The organism is Paenibacillus sp. AGC31 (assembly GCF_057334655.1).
The window spans coordinates 332503-354297 of the sequence record NZ_JBHFJH010000024.1; the positions used below are offsets into that span (position 1 = coordinate 332503).

At 45.9% G+C, this 21795-nt stretch carries 22 protein-coding genes; 10 read left to right on the plus strand and 12 right to left on the minus strand.

What is annotated here, in order from left to right; translation table 11 throughout:
* Positions 1-110 precede the first annotated feature (110 nt).
* The gene (gene rpoN, locus ACE04G_RS09240; protein ID WP_449005282.1) at positions 111-1415 is read left to right on the plus strand and encodes an RNA polymerase factor sigma-54; all 1305 of its coding nucleotides are present in this window, start codon (positions 111-113) and stop codon (positions 1413-1415) included.
* Positions 1416-1535: 120 nt separating this feature from the next.
* Here the strand turns inward: rpoN and ACE04G_RS09245 are convergent, their stop codons facing one another.
* Positions 1536-2969, minus strand: coding sequence for an aspartate ammonia-lyase (locus ACE04G_RS09245; RefSeq protein WP_221819019.1), 1434 nt, complete (start codon positions 2967-2969; stop codon positions 1536-1538).
* A gap of 334 nt (positions 2970-3303) precedes the next feature.
* Between ACE04G_RS09245 and ACE04G_RS09250 the strand changes: the two genes are divergently transcribed.
* The 3 genes from ACE04G_RS09250 to ACE04G_RS09260 all read left to right on the plus strand — a co-directional run bounded on the left by ACE04G_RS09250 (position 3304) and on the right by ACE04G_RS09260 (position 6602).
* Entirely contained in the window at positions 3304-4581 is a 1278-nt protein-coding gene (locus ACE04G_RS09250) for a methyl-accepting chemotaxis protein (protein ID WP_221819020.1), read from the plus strand.
* A 199-nt stretch (positions 4582-4780) separates the two neighbouring features.
* Positions 4781-5626 carry a hypothetical protein gene (locus ACE04G_RS09255; protein WP_221819021.1) on the plus strand — a complete coding sequence of 282 codons (846 nt, stop codon included), beginning with the start codon at positions 4781-4783 and terminating at the stop codon, positions 5624-5626.
* A gap of 268 nt (positions 5627-5894) precedes the next feature.
* Positions 5895-6602: a stalk domain-containing protein gene (locus tag ACE04G_RS09260; RefSeq protein ID WP_221819022.1), complete on the plus strand. Its 708-nt coding sequence runs from the start codon at positions 5895-5897 to the stop codon at positions 6600-6602.
* An 84-nt stretch (positions 6603-6686) separates the two neighbouring features.
* On the opposite strand, the gene ACE04G_RS09265 is transcribed toward ACE04G_RS09260, so the two are convergent.
* The gene (locus ACE04G_RS09265) at positions 6687-7661 is read right to left on the minus strand and encodes a ring-cleaving dioxygenase (protein ID WP_221819023.1); all 975 of its coding nucleotides are present in this window, start codon (positions 7659-7661) and stop codon (positions 6687-6689) included.
* A gap of 264 nt (positions 7662-7925) precedes the next feature.
* Between ACE04G_RS09265 and ACE04G_RS09270 the strand changes: the two genes are divergently transcribed.
* On the plus strand, positions 7926-8687 hold the full coding sequence (locus tag ACE04G_RS09270; RefSeq protein WP_221819024.1) for a YwaF family protein: 762 nt from the start codon (positions 7926-7928) through the stop codon (positions 8685-8687).
* Positions 8688-8829: 142 nt separating this feature from the next.
* Here ACE04G_RS09270 and ACE04G_RS09275 read toward each other — a convergent pair whose 3' ends face one another.
* The 3 genes from ACE04G_RS09275 to ACE04G_RS09285 all read right to left on the minus strand — a co-directional run bounded on the left by ACE04G_RS09275 (position 8830) and on the right by ACE04G_RS09285 (position 11228).
* On the minus strand, positions 8830-9624 hold the full coding sequence (locus ACE04G_RS09275) for an SDR family oxidoreductase (RefSeq protein ID WP_076214533.1): 795 nt from the start codon (positions 9622-9624) through the stop codon (positions 8830-8832).
* 209 nt (positions 9625-9833) lie between these two features.
* A complete protein-coding gene (locus ACE04G_RS09280; RefSeq protein WP_036612099.1) occupies positions 9834-10097 on the minus strand; it encodes a YqkE family protein in 264 nt (87 codons plus the stop codon).
* A 483-nt stretch (positions 10098-10580) separates the two neighbouring features.
* Positions 10581-11228, minus strand: a complete 648-nt coding sequence (locus ACE04G_RS09285) for a peptidylprolyl isomerase (protein WP_221819025.1) — start codon at positions 11226-11228, stop codon at positions 10581-10583.
* Between the two features lie 257 nt (positions 11229-11485).
* Between ACE04G_RS09285 and ACE04G_RS09290 the strand changes: the two genes are divergently transcribed.
* Complete coding sequence (locus ACE04G_RS09290) at positions 11486-12700, plus strand: MFS transporter (RefSeq protein ID WP_339308621.1); 1215 nt, start codon at positions 11486-11488, stop codon at positions 12698-12700.
* A 102-nt stretch (positions 12701-12802) separates the two neighbouring features.
* Here the strand turns inward: ACE04G_RS09290 and ACE04G_RS09295 are convergent, their stop codons facing one another.
* The 3 genes from ACE04G_RS09295 to ACE04G_RS09305 form a co-directional block, all read right to left on the minus strand.
* Positions 12803-12994 carry a hypothetical protein gene (locus ACE04G_RS09295; RefSeq protein WP_221819027.1) on the minus strand — a complete coding sequence of 64 codons (192 nt, stop codon included), beginning with the start codon at positions 12992-12994 and terminating at the stop codon, positions 12803-12805.
* Positions 12995-13033: 39 nt separating this feature from the next.
* On the minus strand, positions 13034-13405 hold the full coding sequence (locus tag ACE04G_RS09300; protein WP_221819355.1) for a hypothetical protein: 372 nt from the start codon (positions 13403-13405) through the stop codon (positions 13034-13036).
* Positions 13406-13526: 121 nt separating this feature from the next.
* Positions 13527-13688: a hypothetical protein gene (locus tag ACE04G_RS09305; RefSeq protein ID WP_221819028.1), complete on the minus strand. Its 162-nt coding sequence runs from the start codon at positions 13686-13688 to the stop codon at positions 13527-13529.
* 145 nt (positions 13689-13833) lie between these two features.
* Here ACE04G_RS09305 and ACE04G_RS09310 point away from each other — a divergent pair, with 145 nt between their 5' ends.
* The gene (locus ACE04G_RS09310) at positions 13834-14115 is read left to right on the plus strand and encodes a hypothetical protein (RefSeq protein ID WP_017690238.1); all 282 of its coding nucleotides are present in this window, start codon (positions 13834-13836) and stop codon (positions 14113-14115) included.
* Between the two features lie 153 nt (positions 14116-14268).
* Complete coding sequence (locus ACE04G_RS09315; RefSeq protein WP_221819029.1) at positions 14269-16167, plus strand: sensor histidine kinase; 1899 nt, start codon at positions 14269-14271, stop codon at positions 16165-16167.
* Between the two features lie 74 nt (positions 16168-16241).
* On the opposite strand, the gene ACE04G_RS09320 is transcribed toward ACE04G_RS09315, so the two are convergent.
* Together ACE04G_RS09320 and ACE04G_RS09325 are read right to left on the minus strand one after the other, a co-directional pair.
* Positions 16242-16484: an NHLP leader peptide family RiPP precursor gene (locus tag ACE04G_RS09320; protein ID WP_091015589.1), complete on the minus strand. Its 243-nt coding sequence runs from the start codon at positions 16482-16484 to the stop codon at positions 16242-16244.
* A gap of 54 nt (positions 16485-16538) precedes the next feature.
* Complete coding sequence (locus tag ACE04G_RS09325) at positions 16539-17486, minus strand: hypothetical protein (protein WP_221819030.1); 948 nt, start codon at positions 17484-17486, stop codon at positions 16539-16541.
* A 219-nt stretch (positions 17487-17705) separates the two neighbouring features.
* Here ACE04G_RS09325 and ACE04G_RS09330 point away from each other — a divergent pair, with 219 nt between their 5' ends.
* Positions 17706-18443 (plus strand): hypothetical protein, encoded by a 738-nt coding sequence (locus ACE04G_RS09330; protein ID WP_221819031.1) that lies wholly within the window; start codon positions 17706-17708, stop codon positions 18441-18443.
* Positions 18444-18481: 38 nt separating this feature from the next.
* Here the strand turns inward: ACE04G_RS09330 and ACE04G_RS09335 are convergent, their stop codons facing one another.
* Positions 18482-19735 (minus strand): acyltransferase, encoded by a 1254-nt coding sequence (locus ACE04G_RS09335; RefSeq protein WP_449005283.1) that lies wholly within the window; start codon positions 19733-19735, stop codon positions 18482-18484.
* Between the two features lie 175 nt (positions 19736-19910).
* Entirely contained in the window at positions 19911-20906 is a 996-nt protein-coding gene (locus tag ACE04G_RS09340; RefSeq protein WP_221819033.1) for an LCP family protein, read from the minus strand.
* Between the two features lie 184 nt (positions 20907-21090).
* On the opposite strand from ACE04G_RS09340, the gene ACE04G_RS09345 reads away from it, so the two are divergent.
* Positions 21091-21642 (plus strand): undecaprenyl-diphosphatase, encoded by a 552-nt coding sequence (locus tag ACE04G_RS09345; RefSeq protein ID WP_221819034.1) that lies wholly within the window; start codon positions 21091-21093, stop codon positions 21640-21642.
* Positions 21643-21795: the final 153 nt, after the last annotated feature.

Sequence of the window (21795 nt, forward strand, 5' to 3'; positions counted from 1 at the left end):
CTAAAAACTTCTTACATTCATTTGAATAGTATGCTATTATCCCTGCAAATCCTTTTGTTCGTATAAGAAACACAGATGCTTATTGCCGAAAGGCATAAGGAGGGTAACGGATGTTAGGTGTTCAGTTGGTACAGGAACAACGTATTCGGCTGTCCATCACGCCGGAGATGAAACAATCCTTTCATTTGTTAACCATGTCTGGCCAGGATCTGACCCGTTACTTGCTGGATGCGGCGGAGGAAAATCCAGTACTTGAACTGGAAGAACAAGCTGCGCCCCTCGCCCGAATTCCGCGGCGAATGGATCAGCGCAGGTATGGTTCCTATGATCCGTTGCTTCAGGCCAAAGGTGCCGAACCTACTCTGGAACAATTGCTGATTGCGCAAATTCGAGTGATGACAATTTCAGACGAATTGGAAAATATGGCCGTATATTTGGCAGGGTGCGTTAATGACGATGGTTATCTGACGGTTGAACTGGCAGAGGTGCAAGCAACACTTGAGCTTCCGATGAGCAAGATTGCAGCTGGACTGGAGCTTCTCCAATCGCTGGACCCTGCTGGTGTAGGGGCGCGGAATCTGCAAGAATGTCTGTTGCTCCAGATTAGACGTGATCCATCAGCCGCGCTGAATGCGGAGCGGATGGTGGAAGCCGGATTGGAAGCACTGGTTCCTTTTCACCCAGGTAGAACAGGGAGTCGATTAGGCATGACTTCGCAGGAAGCTCAGACTGCCTATGACTATATTACACGTCTCGATCCCAAGCCCTGTCGATCCATCGGATGTACAGAACGGCCACATTACATTATTCCGGATGCCATTGTCGGATTGCGTTACGGTGAGGCCCATTTTAACCTGCATGCAGCAGGTAACCCTCGTGTATCGATGAATGAAGCGTGCTTCCACTGGATCAGGGAAGAGGCTCCGGACGCAATCTGGTCTACCCGCGTGGCAGAGGCGAGGGCTATCATTCGGAGTGTACGCTTGCGGCGCAGGACTTTAGTGCGTGTGCTGGCGGCAGTGATGGAAGAGCAGAGGCATTTTTTGGTCAAAGGCCCATCCGCACTAAAACCACTTAATCTGGCTGTTATTGCAGAGAAGATTGGCATGCATGAATCAACGGTAAGTCGTGCGGTGAACGGTAAATACATTGAGACCCCACATGGGGTATATGAACTCAGGGCTTTTTTTGCCTCGGGAATCAGTACAACGTCAGGGGATAAAACATCAGCATCAGTGGTAAAACGCAGATTAAAAGAAATCATTCGCACGGAACAGGCTCAGCGTCCATACTCGGATAGTCGTTTGGCTACACTGCTCGCCGAGGAAGGGATTCTAATCTCCCGCAGAACGGTTACCAAGTACAGGGAGGAACTTCAGATTCTGCCTTCCCTTGAGCGTAAACGGTGGACTTAATCGAATAGCTGGCGTCTTATCATCTCTGAATACACAAGAACCCCCGCAAACCGGATGAACGGTCTGCGGGGGTTCTTGTTAATCATTCGTGTTTGGGTTGCTGTACCAATTTCCTGATACCTACAATCGTTCCATATTACGCAGGAAGTGTTCTCCGGCAATCCCTGGTGTAGTCATCTGTTCCGGATGAAGAATCTCTTCCAGTTCTTCCGGTGTCAGCAATCCGCGTTCCAGAATAATCTCTTGCAAGGAAAGCCCAGTCTTGAGCGCTTCCTTCACGATGGAAGCTGCCACATTATAACCTAAATGCGGGTTCAACGCCGTAACCACACTGAAACTTTGGTTCATGATTAATTCACAGCGCTCACGGTTAGCTTCCATCTCTTCAACTGCATAACGCGTGAAAACATCGATGCCGTTATTCATAATTTTCAGCGATTGCAGCAAGTTAAATGCAATAACTGGTCCCATGACATTCAGCTCGAATTGGCCGGCTTCACACGCCATACAGATTGTATGGTCGTTCCCCATCACCTGGAAGGATACCTGGTTAATGACTTCCGCCATAACGGGGTTAACTTTGCCCGGCATAATGGACGAACCTGGCTGACGTGGTGGCAGGCGCAATTCATTGAATCCTGCACGCGGACCTGAAGCCATCATGCGAATATCATTACAGATTTTGGAAAGGCTAACCGCACATACCTTCAGCGCTGCTGAAAGTTCCAGATAGGCATCTGTGTTCTGCGTTGCATCCACGAGATCCTCAGCTGTTTGTAGTGGAAGTCCGGTAACATCAGACAGGTGCTCTGTAACCTTGACGATGTATTCGGGTTTGGCATTAAGTCCTGTACCTACGGCAGTTGCACCCATGTTAATGGTAAGCAAGCGGCGATTGGCGAATTCAAGACGCTCAATATCCCGTCCGATTACACGGGCATAAGCTCCGAATTCTTGTCCAAGGCGAATAGGTACGGCATCCTGAAGATGGGTACGGCCAACCTTGACCACATCGTTGAATTCCAGTTCTTTTTTACGGAATGCATCCTGTAGTCTTTTCATGGTAGCGAGTAACGTCTCCGACAGTTGGTACGCCGCAATGCGCAGTGCTGTAGGAACCACGTCATTAGTAGACTGGGACATGTTCACATGATTATTTGGATTGCAATGGAAGTAGTCTCCCTTGCTTTTCGTTAACAGTTCCAGCCCGCGGTTGGCCAAAATTTCGTTCATATTCATATTCATGGAGGTGCCTGCACCACCCTGAATGGAGTCTACAATAAAATGATCCAAATGATGGCCTTTCATCATTTCTTCAGCCGCCATGACGATCACATCGCCAATCTTGCTCGGCAGCATTTTCAACTCCATGTTGGTAATCGCTGCTGCCTTCTTCACCGCAGCCAGAGCCGTGATCAGCTCCCGGTGTACCGGAACGCCGGTAATCGGGAAGTTTTCCACGGCCCGTACCGTCTGAATTCCGTAATAAGCATAAGCCGGGATTTCTTTTTCACCGATAAAATCTTTCTCCGTCCGTGTGGACATAGTAGACATCTCGTTCGCCTCCAGTGGCATCAATAAAAATAGTTCGGCTTCAGTGTTGCTGAAGCGCACTCAGTATATCATTTAAGCAAAATGGATGCCAATCTAAATCATTTGTCCTCTTGTGCCGATAATAAATAAAATTAGGGATATTAAATTGGGATATTATTCAATTTTTAAGAAAGGGAGGGGGGCCAAGCTTGTCTTATACATTATGCGCTTTATGATAGAGAAGTCATGCATGAACGGCAAGTATGGGAGGAATAGAACGTTTTCAGTGATGTATATCACATGATATTTGGTACCTGATTGGTAAAATAGGAAAAAAGGACTACGGGGTGTGCACATGAAATGGACTTTAGGAGCAAAGACTGTCGCAGGTCTGGTACTGATTTCGATTATTACCTACGGAACTAGCGGCTTTTTTATATTTTTTGTCAAAGACTGGATTACGTTAGATATTCCGAATTGGGTGTACATATCGATTATCCTGATCATGGGAGTATGCTGGAACGGGATTCTGGGATGGTTTGCCTCACGCTGGCTGACTCGTCCAATCGTTCACCTGTCCCGGGCTGCACAGCAGGTTTCAGCGGGTGACCTGACAACCGAAATTCCGCAGCGACGCACGCAGGATGAACTTACCGTATTATATGATGCTTTTCGCGCAATGGTTTCTAACCTTCGAAGCATTGTAAATGATATTGCAGACAGCACAAGAACGACTTCACAGAACGCACAGTCTCTGAGTGAAGCGATTACCCAGGCCGCGGAACAGATCGAGATGATGTCGGATGCGGTGGATCATATTGCGGTAGGCGTAGAAGAACAGAAGGTCACTTCCCATCAATCTCTGATCACTGCGGATGAGATGCTGAACGATTTCCAGCGTATGCATAGCCAGTCCATGGACATGACAGAGATGTCCGGTCAGATGGAACGATCGGTGGATCATACTAAACAGACTTTTTCATCGTTGATGAAAGGGATGGACGAGCTGGCCGAGTCGCACAATCGTTCCCGTGACATTATGCTGCTGCTGGAGAAGGAAGCCTCCGATATCGAGGTAATTACCCATTCTGTCAAAAACATTGCTGAGGAAACAGGGTTACTTGCCCTGAATGCTTCAATTGAGGCTGCACGAGCTGGAGAAGAGGGTTCTGGTTTTGCAGTCGTGGCGCAGCAGATCCGCAAGCTGGCAGACGAAAGTAAGGAATCGGTACATCGTATTAATGAGCTGATAAGTCGTGTGCAGCAACGGATCAGGGAGACAGCCCAACTGTCTCATGAGCAGCATGGTCTCGTGGTCAATGAATCGGAGCGGACCATCTCTGTGGATCAGACGTTGCATGAGCTGACAGGCACAGTGGAAGTATTTATGAAGGGTGCTCATGATATCGGTTCCAAGATCGCGGAACAGACCGGTCGCGTGGAGCAAACGCACGGTCATGTGAAGAAGATCCAGGGGAAAGCCGGATCGTTCTCGGATGAGGCGAGACGAATTATGGATGCCGCACATGAAGAGACAGCCATCATGGAGGAGATTTCATCCTCGGCTGAAGAACTGAGACAATTAACCGATCGGTTATTGGACAAAACCAAAGCGTTCCGGATGCAGCCTTAAGCTGTGTTCGGGATTTTTTTTTGTTTTTGGAGAACAGTTTTGGCATGAGAATTTGCTTATTCTGGTTAAAACCGAACGTTCTTTCGTGAAAACGAAAATTTGTAAAGATTATTTTATGAAAGATTAACAAATTCGCAACTTGCAAGCGATAAATGAAGATATAATAGGATTATCACAACAGATAAAGGAGCCCAGTATATTGAAAACTTGGACAGGTATCCTGCTGATGATTATTTTGGCGGTAGCTACGATTAGTACAACTTCGGCTGCCAGAACCATGAATGAATCGCAAAAACAGCTTAACATAGATGATCAATCCAGCCAGACCGCAGTGGTCGAGGCTTCCAATATAGATAAAATGCATGACACAACGAAGACAACACAGGAATCCATTCCCGTGAAAGAGGAATACGTTTCGGTAGCTCCAGAGAATAAGAAAGTCAGATTATACCCTATGAAAGTTGAGGGTTCAGGTTATATATATAACGGAATGATTCTGGAAGTGGACGGCAAAACGCGAGAATTTAGGGATTGGCAGGGAGAAGGTGGGTCTTACAAACCCGAAGTGCACGAGCTGGATCTGAATGGAGACGGCCAGAAAGAGATTATTGTTCTGTACACGGAAGGTCATGGAACAGGTATTTATTTAGGACAAGCACGTATCATTAATCCGGTAACGCTGGAAGAGATGAAGATGCAATCTCTGGATGAGATTGCGAAACAACATGTGAAGTCGAAAGTTACGGTTAGATCAGACCGTGTGGATGTTGATGTCACCGTTGATGGCGTTCAAGCAGAACCTTTACGGATCGAGGAAGATACGAGTGGCGGCGTATATAACGAAGAGTTGGGATTCGGTGGAGTAACCTATTACAGTATAGAAGATGGCCAGCTTGTCGTATCAGCAGCAGGATCTTACGGTGCGGCTTTATATGCCGGTGATCTGACATTTACTTATGAGTATCAAGATGGTGAGTGGAAGGCCGTAGATTTGAAGTACAGTATGGAAGTGTATGAAGAAGAATATTATGAAACTTTTGATTAATGGTGTCATGTTGATATCGTAATACAACGGGAATTGAAAGTTCTCGAGTGTGGAGTTAAGTGAACATCTGACAAGAATATCTTCCTTACTCCGTATACGGACAGTGGGAAACAGGGCGAGGCTGAAAAAAATCGGGACATACAGCCTCGTTTTGTGCTGCCCGGAAATAGGCACTGTGCACTAAAAATGCAGGAAACAATTGACTTTATCACTTTAGTCGTTTAAATGTATAAAGGACAAATCATTTTAACATTCAGGAGGGATTTTGATGAAGAAAAAGGTTGTACTGGGTTTGATGGTAGGCACATTAACGCTTGGAATCGGAACAGGTGCACTCGCAGCAACAGGACTGGAACAGATTAAAGCCTATCTGAACAGCAAGATTACGCTAAAAATGAATGGTGCCACGGTGACAGCCAAAGATGCAAATGGTAAAACAGTGTTGCCTATCACCTACAACGGAACGACTTATTTGCCTGTACGTGCTGTAGGATCCTTGCTTGGGACAGAGATCACTTATGACAGTGCAACTTCATCCGTCCTGATTGGTGGGAAAAATGAAACCGGGCCAGTAACCAACGATAAAGTAACACTAAGTACACTGGGAACGACGGTGTTGGGATCTACCGCATGGCATACCAAAGATCCTGCGGAGACTACTTACAAAGGCAAGGATTATAAAGATGTATATCTGCATACAGATTCCGTGAAGCAAGGAGACGACTTCCAGATCATGACGGGCAAAAAGTATTCTTCCCTGCATCTGGAACTGGCCGCTCTTCAAGGGAATCAGGAGATACAGGTAATCAACCAGGACAATACGGTTCTCAAAAAGTTGAGTATATCGCCGGGAAGCGGATTGGTTAGCCTTGACGTGGATGTATCGGGCACTGAAGCTGTGTTTGTTGAGATTGTTTCAGAAGATCCAGGTTCATCGCTATTTGTACCTCTTACAACATCGTATTTGGTTAAATAAAATAGACGTAATAAAAAACGATTATCAACAATGGTGTTGCTGGATCAAGTCCATAACACACATGGTGATAATCGTTTTTAATGTTTAACGAATGACGGTATCCAGCGGTTTGAGATTGGCTTCAATCTCGGCGCGGCGACCTTCAAGGAATGGAGGCAAAGCAAGCGATTCACCCAGATGCTCCAATTCTTCGTCTGTATCAAATCCCGGACCATCGGTTGCAAGTTCGAACAGAATACCGTTTGCTTCACGGAAATACAGGGAGCGGAAGTAGAAGCGATCTACAAACCCGGAGTTAGGGAATTGGAAGTTACGAACCCGTTCCACCCATTGTTTCAGTTCTTCCTCATTATCCACACGGAACGCAACATGGTGTACGCTGCCACGTCCAGGACGCTCTTGGGCAAGGTCATTCCGTTCCTCAACATGCACCTCGGAGCCGCTGCCACCTTCACCGGATTCAAAAACGAGTACATCAGGTTGACCTGGAGTAAAGGCAGGGTAACTTCCTTTAGCTCTGAAACCGAGCAGTTCGGTAAGAACCGGAGCGGTAAGGGAAGCATCTTTTACCGTAAGATGGATAGGGCCAAGGCCTACAACGCCATACTCGGCAGGCACAGGGCTCTGATCCCAGGGTTTACCACCAGCGACACCTGTATTATTTTCATCCGAGACCAGAATCAGACGTTGTCCTTCAAAGTCTGTGAACGAGAGTGTGGCACGACCACCCCGTTCAACAATCTCTCCATGTGGGACTTCGAATTCGTCAAAACGCTGCTGCCAGTAAGTAAGTGCCGCATCACTTGGAACGCGCAGTGACGTGCCAGATATGCTGTTCACACCTTCACGAGTCTGTCCGGCCATCGGAATCTCGAAGAAGGTAAGTTCGGTACCCGGATTGCCTTTCTCATCGCCATAGAAGAGATGGTAGACGGACACATCGTCCTGATTGACCGTTTTTTTAATGAGGCGCAAACCCATGATGTTGGTGTAGAAACGATAGTTCTGATCGGCATGTGCTGTTAGAGCTGATACGTGGTGAAGTCCTTTGATTTGCATAATAAATTCCTCCTAGATGAAATGGGATAGTGTAAAAGTTCAGTTGAATATTTTTTGAGTTTATTTAAATTTATTCTTTATTAAGAAAGTTACTAACTTTTCGTTTGTTTTGGTTCTGGATTTATCTTAACATAAAGATATTTAAATTACAATGCTTATTTAGAATTCCAACTGGACAGCATTTTCATTCAATGGCAAAATGAAAAAGTTAACATTAAAGAGAGATAATGTTGGTGAGATAATCGAAAAGGAGAGAAGAGATGCGTGGCGTATCCACCATGGCTGGACCCTTATGACGCAGAGCCGTTTATCCTGTTCTCCCGTTCACATATCGTTTCAATTAGCGTAATTACAGCATGTATTGTACTAATGTTTTTGCTTCGACACCATCTTCGATCATGGTCAGAGAGGGCACGCCGCATACTGCGAATCGCTCTGGCCTGTGTCATGTTTGCCTGCGAAATCGTGCTGCAACTCTGGTATGTGTATGGAGGGATTTGGAGCCTGCAGACCTCACTGCCGCTCGAACTATGCAGTCTGTCTCTGCTATTATCGGCGTTGTTACTACTGACACGCAGTCGACTGTTACATTCTGCACTGCTGTTTGCAGGTATTGCTGGAGCCCTTATGGCGATCCTGACGCCTAATCTGGGTTATGGTTATGCTCATTTTCGATTCATTCAATTTTTCGTTGCTCATGCCTGTATCATTATGGCCTTACTATACATGACCTGGGTGGAACAGCTGCGACCTAGCTGGAGATCTGTAACAGGTTCGATGATATTTGTGAATGTGGCAGCATTAATCGTATACGTTGTAGATATTATGCTTGACGCGAATTATATGTTTTTGAGACACAAGCCGAGTACACCCTCGGTGCTTGATATGTTAGGTCCGTATCCCATGTACATCCTTGGGGAAGAGATACTTGCGCTAGTTTTGTTCTCGCTGATGTACATTTTGCTCTTTGCCATTCCAGATCGGTTGAAGCATCGTGTGAAAAAAGGTAAAAGCTCCGCGGTATAGGGATAATCCTTGTAGTTGCGCCTGCGCCGCATTATAAACTCTATATAAATAAAACATCCCGCAGTAATCTGAATGGAACGAATCAGATCGCTTGCGGGATGTTTGGGCGTTGTCCCTGAAAAAGGCCAACTTATATTTATATTTATCCACGGAGCAGAGATTCCGCACCATCCACATAGATTCGTGTACCTGTAACATGAGAGGCTTCATCGGAAGCGAGGAACAGAACGAGGTTCGCCACTTGCTTCGACGTTCCAGGTTCGCCCTTGAGCGGATGTTCATGTCCTTCGGGGAATTCAACAGGAATCTGCACTTCTTTCAGATCATCCGACGGGTAGGTGTTATCATCAATGTTGGTATCGATGGCTCCTGGGCAGACAGCGTTAACACGGATCTTATAACGAGCCAGCTCCAGTGCGGCCATCTTCGTAAACGCAGTTTGTCCTGCTTTGCTGGAAGCGTATGCAGAGAAACCGATCCCTGAGAAGACCCGGTTACCGTTGATGGAACTGGTAATAATGATGCTGCCGCCATGTTCTTTCAGATGGGGGATGGCATATTTGACGGTTGCGAAGGTTCCGCGCATATTGATCTCCATCGTCTGGTCCCAGTCCTCGATGTCCATGGTTTCGATCGGGGCCATCGTTCCGTTGATGCCAGCATTTGCAAATATGATATCCAGTTTACCCGCTTCAGCCGCAGCCTGATTGATCGCCTTCTGCACATTATCCGGTTTGGAGATATCACATTCGATCACATACGCTTCTCCGCCAGCTTTTTCAATCGTCTGCTTGGTTTCCTCCGCATTTTCGGGTGTGCGATCCAGCATGTACACTTTGGCTCCATGCTCGGCGAAACGAATAGCGGTCGCCTGGCCAATACCCGATCCACCTCCGGTTACAATTGCGACTTTTCCTTCCAAACGCTGTTCAGTCATCTCTGATCCCTCCGTATGGTATAGATTGTCGTTGTACGCTCTACTTTTACATACCCGGCTCAAGACTGATGAATCATATGTGTATATATCAAAAAGAACAGGACCGCAACGCGGCCCTGTTCTGGAACAGATCAACTTCATCATCTGTCTGCTGTTAACTTATTTTGGCATGTGAATGGTGGGAAACTCATTCAAGTCATGTCCGATACTTACTTATGTTTCTTCCAGTCCATTGCACTGTTATTAAGCAAATATTCGAAGTCGTTATCCCGGCGCTTCTGCTCCGCTTGGCGAGCTTCTTCTGCTTGCTGACGTTCCTGTTCTTTAAGAGCCGCTTCGGCAGCCTTGGCTTCATCCGCCTGAGCTTTCAGCTTCTCCAGCACATCACTGCTAAGCAGATCCTTCAGTGTTGTGGGTTTATCCTGTGCTACTGCTGCTTTGGGAGCAGGAGTGCGTTTTTTGGATTTTGCCATAGGAAAATCTCCTTTCCAAACATGAATCAGGTTCCATTTATCGTACAGTAGTCATAGTATATCAGGTTCCCGTAAAGCATTCCATGAATCTGCGGAACAAAAGCAGGAAAACGAGTGTTGCGTGACGAATGAAAACGGGTATAAAATCATATACTATTACCGATACTGCGACTATTCCCTGGAGAAAGGAGTCGTTGTTCGTGGAAGTAAACCGTGGTTTACTGAAAGGGCTTGCATGGGGCGTTGCCTTTAGCTGCCCGTTATGGATTGCGATTATCGGCTGGTTACGTTTGATGGGATGGATGTATTGAGGATGATGCCGGAAGAGGTCATTTTTTATAAAGTCATATATGTAACCGTTATCATTAAAATCAATAAATAAAGCTCTGCCTTGCGACATTCGCACAGGACAGAGCTTTTGTTTGTTTAGAGCTCATTACAAGTCATACCCAAGGATTATCATCCGTTTGGCATGGATATTAATTAAGGCATTTTTACCGGTTCTGGATACTCCAGACCGTGGGTGTCTACCGTAACTTTTTTCATAACTTGATCGGTAACCGGTTTGTCACCTTGACCTATTTCCTGAGCAGCAATACTATCAACAACTTCCATACCTTCGGTTACTTTACCGAAGGAAGCATAGGCATTATCCAAATGATCCGCGTCAGCTAACATGATGAAGAACTGAGAACCAGCCGAATCCAAATTATCTCCGCGTGCCATGGAAATGACTCCGCGGGTATGATTCAGGTGGTTTTTGTGACCGTTGGATGTAAATTCACCCTTAATGGCATACCCTGGGCCACCTCGACCATTACCTTCTGGATCTCCGCCCTGAATCATGAAACCTGGAATAACACGGTGAAAGATTGTGCCATCATAGAAACCCTGATTCGCTAGTGAAATAAAATTGTTCACCGTATTGGGTGCAATTTCGGGATATAGCTCAATGACGATCTTCTGGCCATCTGCCATTTCAATAGTAGCTACTGGATTGGGACCCGTTGGTTCAACTGGAGCTGGTGTTTCTGTAGCGCCACTCGAAGGGCGTCCACAACCACTAATGACGATAAGCAGCATCGCGAGTACCAGCGAAACTACTGTATTTTTTTTCCATGTTAAAGACATGAAAACGTTCCTCCTTGCATCTCTGCATCATATATTTTCTCCAAATCCCTATTTGGATATTTACCCAACTATCATACCGTTTTTGTGGACAGGATGGCAATGTAATACATGTGTTTGTGGTGAACAAGGGATGGCCTTCATGGAATGATGGGTGTAAAATAAGGAAAATGCTTCCGCATCGGGGACGTACGGGTCTGTTCCGTCCGCTCCAATACACGGCAGTCCCGGCGTCAGTAACGGAAAGGGCGTGTGGGTATATGAACTTCTCGTGGAAGCGCAATCTGGTCATATTGTGGATTGGTGTATTTTTTTGCAGCACCGCGTATTCGATCTCGATTCCATTCCTGCCCCTGTTTCTAAGTGCTGACTTGGGGGTTCGTGATCACCTGGAGTTATGGTCAGGATTGGCCTTCGGTATTACGTTTCTGGCGAGTGCGCTCGTGTCTCCTTTCTGGGGATCACTGGCTGACAAATACGGGCGTAAGCCCATGCTCATCCGGTCGGGATATAGTCTTGCCGTCTTGTATTTAATTAATTACTTCGTGCAGGACCCCTATTCACTGATTGTTGTTCGATTGTTCCAGGGTCTGCTTGCAGGGTTTGTTCCAGCAGCGATTGCCCTGGTTGGCACGAATACACCGGAAGAGAAGACAGGGTATGCACTGGGCATTATGTCTACAGCGGGAGCAACAGGTGGTATTATCGGACCGTTAATCGGTGGCGTGGTCAGCCATTATTATGGTAACCGGAATGCATTTTTGTTTTCGGCCATTGTAGTGCTGGTCTCTGCGATCATCGCAACCTTCTGGGTAAAAGAGGAGAACTTCAACCGGAACAAGGCGCGTTCCCATGTCATGGATGATATTCGTGAAGCGAGAGCGAATCGGCTGTTTATGACAGTGCTTGGCATGATGGGCATATGTACATTCTCTGTCATGATTCTGGAGCCATTATTGACGGTCTATGTGATGGAGATGGGTGTGCAACCTGATCGTGCCTCACTTAGCTCGGGTATTATTTTCTCCGCGGTAGGTGTAGCAACAGTCATCATGGCACCGCGCTGGGGCAAGATTGGTTCAAGGATTGGATACGGTAAAGTGCTGATCATTGGACTGGTTGGCGGAGCTATAGGTAACCTTCTGCAGTTCTTCACAACAGGGTATATCGGATTCGGTATATTGCGGTTTGTGTACGGTTTATTCTTTGCAGCTGTATATCCAGCGATTAACGCCATGATTGTGCAGGCTACCGCATCGGGTTTCAGGGGAAGAGCATTTAGCTTGAATCAGTCCGCTGCCCAAATTGGGACGATGGCGGGGCCGATCATTGGTGGTGTTCTCGGTGGCTGGCTGCCGATTCGCTGGATTTTTATCATTAACGGAATTGCATTGTTAATCACTGCAATTGTAGCGAAGTGGTCTGGATTGGATCACAAGCTGCCTGGAACAAGTAAGGTTGCTGCAAAGCGGTGACGCTGAATTGCGTACAGAAAGTGGACTGAAAGGTAACAAAAAAGATGACGCTGTGAAATTACAGACGTCATCTTTTTTAAGTCTACTACGGATCTATATAAGTTAGTCATCCGAAGAGGGCTTACGAGAAGCCTTCTCTTTGGGAATAGCATGCTCGACCGCATCACGTTGATCCTCATCCTCAAGTGCTTCGGGGAAGGAGTCCTCAGTGAACAGTCCGAAGTCCGGGTCAATATCCCGTTCGGTCACGAGATTATCCGGTTCATGCACCTGCTTTTGGCGATCTTCCTTCATCGTGTATGCACCTCCTCATTCAGGATGTCATAACAGCTGTTAATGGCGTGGTGGAATGTCGTTCTCGGGTTTGGCGTCCGCACCAGCACCATTAAGCAGATCGGTACCATGCAATGCATCCGGATCGGGTGCAGCAGGATCAACCGGACTGTTCGGTTGCAGAAGATCTGCATCCGGTACAGATTCCAGCGGTGTCTCAGCCAAACGTGAATCCAATTCCGGCTCGTCCACAGCGGCTACAGCTACGGGTGCCAGATCCGAATCTTCCGTTACAATCCGTCTGCCGGAAACTTCATCAAAGCTATCCATATCGCCTTCCGGGACTTCCGTCTCTGGGGGAATATCGCGGGACCTCTGATAACGGTCATAATAGCGGTCGCTCTCTTCGTTACTAATTGGTTTGTCAGACATGAGTAACACTTCCTTTCATTGTCGGTTGTCCAAAGCTTCTTACCCCGTAGTTACCCAAAGCGCTAGTATTGTAATCTTGCACAGGTTATTATCTCCGGGTGTTCACTACGATATGAATGCCTTAGAATTTGGGGAATACATATTTAACCAAGAAGTATAAGAATCCGAAAAAGATAATGACATATGCGGCATATTTAATAAATGTGGAAGCGACCATACTTGAATCCGACTTATGCTGAACATCCTTATGTTCCACCTCAACCGTACGATGTGGCTCATTCATTGTAATCATCTCCTTAGCGTGTTTGTTTGCTTTGAGAAACCATTACACCCGGAGCAAAGGATTGAATCGCAGCCATCGTTTTTACAGCTTTTCCTGTTTTGCCTATGTTATGATGAAGCTTGAATATGTAAGGGAGGAATTTCATGTGGACTGGTTCACACTGGGCAATATGATCACACGCATTCGTATCGGGCAAAAGGCTTCCACACCCGGGTTCTCCCGTACCGTCATCCGTCGTCCGGATGGTTTGTTTTGGGTAGGTGGTATATGGTCCGGGCAAGTTGTACAGTTACGGGATTTCCTTTTTTCCGACATATGGACCATCTATGATGATGAGGAGACAGAGCAGTGGCTTGAATTTCGGAGTCAAGTTGAACAGAAAGAACGAGAAATGATCGTGAACCAGTTCGAAGACTTGCGTGATTAATCGAATATCTTTAACAATAAAATGGAAATAAGACTATAAATCGACTTAAATGTGAAATTTCATTTTATCTCAAGAAGGTGACGTGACAAACGGTGGCGAATGATAAATGAGAGAATCTAAGATAGGGAAAATTAGAACTTTGAGGTGCTGTGAATGAAAAATGTGCCCAAAGCTATCGTCATCTTATGGATGAGTGTATTGATTATTCTAGGCATGCCACATGGGATAGTCTTTGCAACTACAGGAGTGGTTCAGCAATCTGTATCCATTACAGGATGGGAAGTAAAATGGGGGAACGTCGACGATCAAGGGTTCATCAGTGAGGTTAAGGGAGCAGACGAGATATGGGAAAAGCAGGGCAGCGATAAGTTAGAGTATAGCAATACGGATCGCTCGAATTCTTTATGGACTCGCCTGACCATTCCTGAGTTGAGTGAGGAAAGTTCAGCCATTCGATTTGAGAACATTAAAGGCAATCATATTGTAGTTTATCAGGAAGACCGCAAGGTCTACGAGAACTACCATTACAATTATGATAATAATGCTGTGCTGCTGCCCTTATCCAGCGAAAATTCAGGTGACACGCTCTATGTATGGTCGCAAAATGAGAAAGGCCGTCTGGGGATACAAGGTACTGTTCAGGTTGGACCTTATGCCGCGTTACAGGAGAAATATATTCATAACGGACTTATTGATGTAATTTTGGGCGCGACCTTTGTCTTCACAGCGATTACGATGCTGAGTTGTACGTTCTTCCTTGGCAAATTCCATAAGGGATTATGGATCTCGCTATGCATCGTGATGGGTTCCATCGGCACGATGATCATCACGTACTCGCAATTTTTGTATACGTTCTATCAGGTATATGGTGACCTGTATTCCGTAGTATTTGATCTGGCGATGCTGCTGGGTATGCCAGCGCTATGTTATTTTTTTGAACAGATTATCGGGCCAGGACTGCATGGAATCTTCACCAAACTGCGAAAAATACTATTCATATATTCAGTTATCGCTGTGTTCTCTTTATTTATCTATGTTACTTCAGGTGGGCAATGGGAGATCCTATACAATCTACTCGTACAGCGTGTGGTTGGTATTGTGCTGGTCATTCTGCTAACAATCCTGTTGGTTGGTACCATCGCCAAAGCGTTGCAACGAAATCGGGAAGCTATGCTGCTTGCGACGGGATTCGGTACATTTGCCTTGATCAGTGTGGCTGAACTGTTGTGGTATTATCAGCGGAGTGGGACGTATCATCTGTTATGGTGGAAATGGTCCATGGTTGCATTTGTGATCTCGTTGATTGCCATTCTCGGAAGTCGTTTTGCCGAAAAACATACTAAAGTTCTAGAGTATTCCAAGGAACTGGAGCTGTTTAACAATGAGTTGCAGCGATCCGAAAAGATGGAGATTATTAGCGAACTGGCTGCTTCCGTTGCCCATGAAGTACGTAATCCGCTTCAGGTGACAAGAGGCTTCCTGCAACTTATGACGGAACAGGAAGACAACAAAAACAAGGGGTATGTGCGAATTGCACTGGAAGAACTTGATCGGGCTTCGGGCATCATAACGGATTTTCTTACCTTTGCCAAACCTGAGTTTGACCATATTATCTCGCTCAATATCTCGGATGAGTTCAATCATATTGAAGGCATTCTTGTACCGATGGCTAATCTGGAAGGTGGTAGAATCACCACTGACATTCCGCCAGATCTATATATTCGGGGCAATTCCTCGAAGTTCAAGCAGGCTTTTATCAATATTATCAAGAACAGTATTGAAGCTCTGCAGGGACAAGGCCAGATTGATATCTGGGCGTACAAGCAGGATGGAATGATTAAGGTGCATGTCAGGGATAACGGAGAAGGAATGGACGAGGAAGCACTCTCCCGGTTGGGCGAGCCTTATTTCTCCAATAAAATCAAAGGCACAGGCCTGGGCATGATGGTGACATTCCGAATTGTTGAAGCGATGCAAGGACAGATCAGCTTTACAAGCACCAAAGGGGTAGGAACAGAAGCGGTTGTATCTTTTGCCGAGTTCGTCGATTGACGAACTCACAGAAGGATACAGCGGCTTTTTTGTTCCTACCCCTGATTTCTTACATTACCAATAACTCACCCGGTTTAACTTCTCCACGGTCCGCAATTCACATCATAATTTACTTTGGAAGGATTGGGAGGTATGACAAGCACATAGTCATTCTGCTGCTCCTCAACAGTACGTACCTGAATGTGCTCCGGAATTACGATGCCAAACGCTTCACGAAGCGCCTGCTTCGGATTGGAGTGCAATTGTTGTCTGAAGTGCTCGTCAGTCCAAGCCTTTTCAATAATATCCTCATGCAACGTTTTCTCTGATACCATCATCGTCAACATTCCCTTCATATTTAAAATTAAACTGAATCAGCTTAGTCCTTATGTTTATAATCCCAACTGTTGCTCGCTAATCCAGTGATGAAACCCGCCTTGGAGAAGCTGTTTCTTCCGTTGTGTAATGTCCTGAACAGTTTGTACTAAAGTGCTGCATAAATAAGAATTAAACGCCTCAAGATGCGATATTCCTAAGTTAGACGATGTTAGTATACGATTATAGTGATAAGCAATGTCTACGTAAGAGTTCATGAGTTGTGTATTGTATACATTGTCATGTATACGTTCGCTTAGAGGATGAACTGGATAGTTGTGATTTAGTGCTGCGGATATGTGGGAGAGGTAGCTGTTGTAGTTTCCATGCACAGCATCTTGTTGCGTGTCTGTGAAGTCATCGGTCATCTGGAGAGTCATGAGTGTGATGTTGATGGCAGAACACACCGGGATGATCCGGTCGGACTGATTCTGAAGAAGGAGTGCACCAGTAGCTCCAATGAGGAGAGGGGCAGCCTTTTGCGCAATCAACAAGGGATTCTGCTGGAAATAATCAATGGAATGCTCACCCGTAACACTCAAGGCCCAATCCACTACATATTGTCTGAAATAGACCCAGAACGTGGAGGAAGGATTAAATAATACCGAGTAAGATTGAAGTGCATCCATGTAATATAGATTACCCAGGGATAACTTCAATGTGGCATTCTCCGGTTGTTCATCCATCACGTCGTCCTGATTCAGAAAATATAACATGTGAATGAGACAGGCTGTACTTAATTGGTGTGCTTTCTCTGGGGGTAGTTTATCTGAGTGTCGCATCCAAAGTGGAATGATGTACCCGATGTAGCTGTGTCCCGAATCTTGTAACAGCGGATTAACCGAACGTAGCTGCTCTAATGCATGTCCTGACAAGGGTTCGGGATATTCCCGTACGCGTTGTTCCGCTGAAGCAAACACGACCTCCAGATCAGATCTAAACGGATCTAACCAATCTTTCCGCATTATTACATCTCGTCCTTCCTGCGATAAGATGACTAAGGACTGTTCGACTAGATCATGAAGTTACATTTAGTATAGCGGAAATAAACTGAAAAAAATAGGATTTTTTGTGATCAATTGTGAGAAAAATGATGACTTTTTGTATTTTATGGCATAAAAAAGTGGATTTTAGGTTCAAACTAGGAAGGCACAGGATTTCGACATCGGAAAGGCGGCAGAAAAATGAATTTGAAATGGAAAACATGGATGGCAGCCGGATTGGCAGCCGTAGTCATAACAGCAGCAACAGGGCATGTAGCATTCGCTGATTCAACGGTTCGGGCTGAGGAACATGAAGATGCGTCAAAAGCTTCTTCCTCCGGCAAACCAGCGAAGCCATGCATGCAGGCAGGACATGGTCTGTTTATGATTGGTGAGACAGCAGACTTGCTTGGGATTGGACTTCGGGATCTGAAAGAACAGATGGAACTTGGCAAGACGTTGTCCCAGATTGCGAAAGAGCGTAAGGGACTTAGTGAGGAGCAGTTATTGCAGAAGTTGAAGCCTACACTGGCACAGCGTCTGGATCAAGCCGTAGAAGAAGGTTGTCTCACCAAGGAACAAGCTGCAGCCACGAAGGCGGACATGGATACCAAGTTGAAAAAGGTCATCAATACCCCGCTGGGTGATTTGCGGCGTGAATTTGCCCACCATGGCAAACGTTCCATGGTAGATAAGGGCGAAATTGCCCGGTTTATTGGAGTCACTCCTGCGCAACTGCACGAGCAGCTTCAGGGAGGGAAGTCCCTGGCTGAGATTGCTCAGGCAAAAGGCATTAGTGAAACGCAGCTGGTGGACAAGCTGAAGGAACAATTAACGGGTGATCTGAAGAAATTTGTGAATCAGAAGGGCAACGTGCATCCAGCCCCGGGTCCCCAGGAACCTGTTCCTGGACGATCAACTTCGAGCGAAGTGAAATAAAGAAGAGCGTCTCCTTGAGGGGACGCTCTTCTTTATTTTTAAAACGGCTCACTCGTTCCCGGACTGCGAGTTGGGCCGGGTGACGGAGTTCGCTCAGGTGAATTTCTTTTGTCCACAGCAGCTGATGAATTAGGTATAGAACGTGGTTTACGCATTAACCCTACGGTGAAACGTGAGCCAGGAAGCTTGGATAGCGCCCAACTGATTGCAAGAGCAATACCAACGGTTACAAGGAACGATAGCAACGTTACAGGCAGATGCCATCCACTGAGTTGTAGCGGTCTGGTTACATAAGCGATCGCGTAGATCACCAGTGCATGAACCAGATATCCACCAAATGAATAGCGGCCAATCCAGGCTAAGAGGCGCTGAAACCGTGTATCTTTGCCCTGCATCACTACAAGGAAACCATACATCATAAACATCTGAGCCATAATGATCAGGAATGTGGTTGGTTTCAGATAGGTCGAGATATTCAGATTAACAACATCCCCGGACCCACGCAGCACATCGTATCCAAGCCATATATACATCCCTATGAACAGACAGATCGTCCATGGCAGCACCTTGGTGGTCCAACTCCTCCAGCTATCCACTGACCAGGCACACACGGCACCCAGTAAAAAGTAGAACCAGTACATCACCCATGAATAGGAGCGATATTGCAGCAACGTTGACCAAGGCTCAGACATGGATTCTGTCCAGCCCCCCATATTATAGTAGGACCATTGCATAAGCAGGGCATATAGTGCTGCTGCAAAGAGAATTAGCCCCATAATGACTTGCATGGGCGTGAAACGTGAGGTGTTCTGGATACGTCTCTGAATGGCTTTTGCTCCTGTCCAGAACAGGGGGAACAGAATATAGAACTGAAACACCATAATGACAAACCAGAGATGATATCCCGTCTGTGGTATAAATAGTTCACGAACAAGACTGCGCAAATCGGGTATGCCTCCACGCCAGAACGCGGGAGTGAAGATACCGACAGCAAGCCAGTAGATCAGTGTCCATACGACAAACGGCATATAGATATCGCCAAATCGCTTTCGAATGAAGCGAGGATATTCCGGTTTGGTGTTACGGTGATGGTAAAACAACAGTACACCCGATAAAAATACAAACGTTGGCGTACCAAATCGGGTCAGATGATAAATCATAGTCAGCATAATGGAATCCGGTTGTTCAATATCAGCACGATAGATATACTCAGCGATACTATGCTGCATGACGATTGCCAGAAAGGCAATGCCCCGCAGTTCGGTCCATTCCGCTATTCGCGGTTTTTTCACATTATAATCCTCCCTCCAGAAACCGGAGTTCATCCTATAAGGGTAGCTGTTATACATTAAGACTGCATTAAATGGAGAAAATAGGTACTAAAAAAGACGGCTGTGGCCGTCTTTTCTGTCGATATATCACTCAGGCAGATCTTGTTCAATCAATGCTCCAGTTTTTTGATTGTTTTTAGTTCAGGTCCTCTGATGATGGAGTCTCCGAGGACGCGGCATCTTCTTCAAACAGTTTCTGAATGTAGGACTGGAGTTTCGTTACATCGACACCCAGCACCTGTGCTGAGCCCACGAGTTCATTGGTGAGCAGCTTATTTGGAGGAATCTGCTGCTGATCGATATCGTTCACATGGATATCGAAGCCAAGTGATGCGAGTTTTAACATCTGGGTTGGACTAAGGTCCGTCTTAATATAGGGAGCGATCGCTTCCAGGATATCCGGGATTTTGAAAAGTGACGTGGTGCTCTGCATTTTCTTGGCCAGCTGGGTCATGAAGATCCGCTGCCGTTCGGTGCGCGTAAAATCCGAGGTGGCATCATGCCGGAACCGAACATATTGCAGGGCGGTCTTGCCGTCCATATGCTGCAATCCTTTTTTCAAGTCAATGTCGTACATATGTTTATCTGCTTTACTGGTGTAATACATGTCTTTCTCCACATCGATCTCAATACCGCCTACCGCATCAACAAGTGCCATGAAACCTGTAAAGTCTGTGTAGACATAATGCTGGATGGGAATACCGAGCAGATCACTTACGGTTTGTTTGGTCAACTCCGCACCCCCGTAGGAAAAGGCTGCATTAAGTCTGCTTTTGCCATGCCCGGGAATTGCGACATAGGTATCTCGCAGTACGGAGAATAGATGGGCTTTCTTGGTGACCGGATCAATGGAAGCGACCATGACCGAGTCCGAGCGTCCTGCATCGTCGCCTCTTGAGTCTCCACCAAGGAGCAGAATGTTCACCCGTTCCTGGCCCTCCCATCTGGGAATCGTTGTCGTTGGTGTGTCTGAATCGCTGTCTGTGCCGGAAGAGGACGAGTTGGATGAAGTCCCGGAAGCCGTGGAGATGCTATTGGCAAAATGAACAATCGAATATCCGTAATATACAACGACACCTGTAATCGCAAGTGCCAGGGTCAGGGCTGTACCCCATAACCATTTTTTAAGCATAATCTTCACCTTTCTATGATTGAACTGATATGTAACCCAAACTAGTTTAACAAAAAGAAAGCAAAAAGTCCTCTTTGATTTCGTAACATCGGTCAATGTGAGGAATGTTTGACAAATAGTTAGTGTATATTTATTATGTAAAAACTAATCTTGTTTTGTGTAATGGGGGTATTAAAAGTTAGTTATGAATCAATCACTATTTAATTGGATTAATCAGTATGCAGACCAAATACCGTTTCTGGACTGGTTTATGATCACATCATCCGAGTATGCGGTTTGGGTCATGATCGCACTGCTTGTTATCGTATGGTTTCTCGGCGAACCATCGAAACAGCGAATTGTTTTCTATGCCTGTGTGGCATCCATTGTAGCGCTAGTTCTGGCCAAATGGGGGATATCACCAGCGGTCGGTCATCCAAGACCTTTTGTAGAAGGGACTGTGCATCAGCTGGTTGCCCATGTACCTGATCCTTCTTTTCCAAGTAAACATGCTTCCTTTGTATTTGCTCTAGCGGCTGCTTCATTCTTTATTGGACGTCGCTTCGGGTTATGGATGTTGTTACTCGCTGTGTTGACAGGGGTGTCGCGGGTATATGTTGGTGTACATTATCCAGGAGATATTCTGGGAGGATTCATTCTCGGAAGTCTGCTTAGTGTGGTTCTGATTACAACACGCAATTATACCAAGTCGATTCCCGACTTTTTCATTAACATACACCGACGTGTTTTCCAGTAATGTCTGATAAACAATGTCTAGTGAAGTGGTGGTAGTTTCATTGAATGAAAGAAGTCTCTTAATCTCTGGTTCTGCCAAAGATGGGAGGCTTCTTTTATGTTATGTTCGAAGTTACAAGAAATTTAGAGAAATTGAATTCTAACATCTACAATT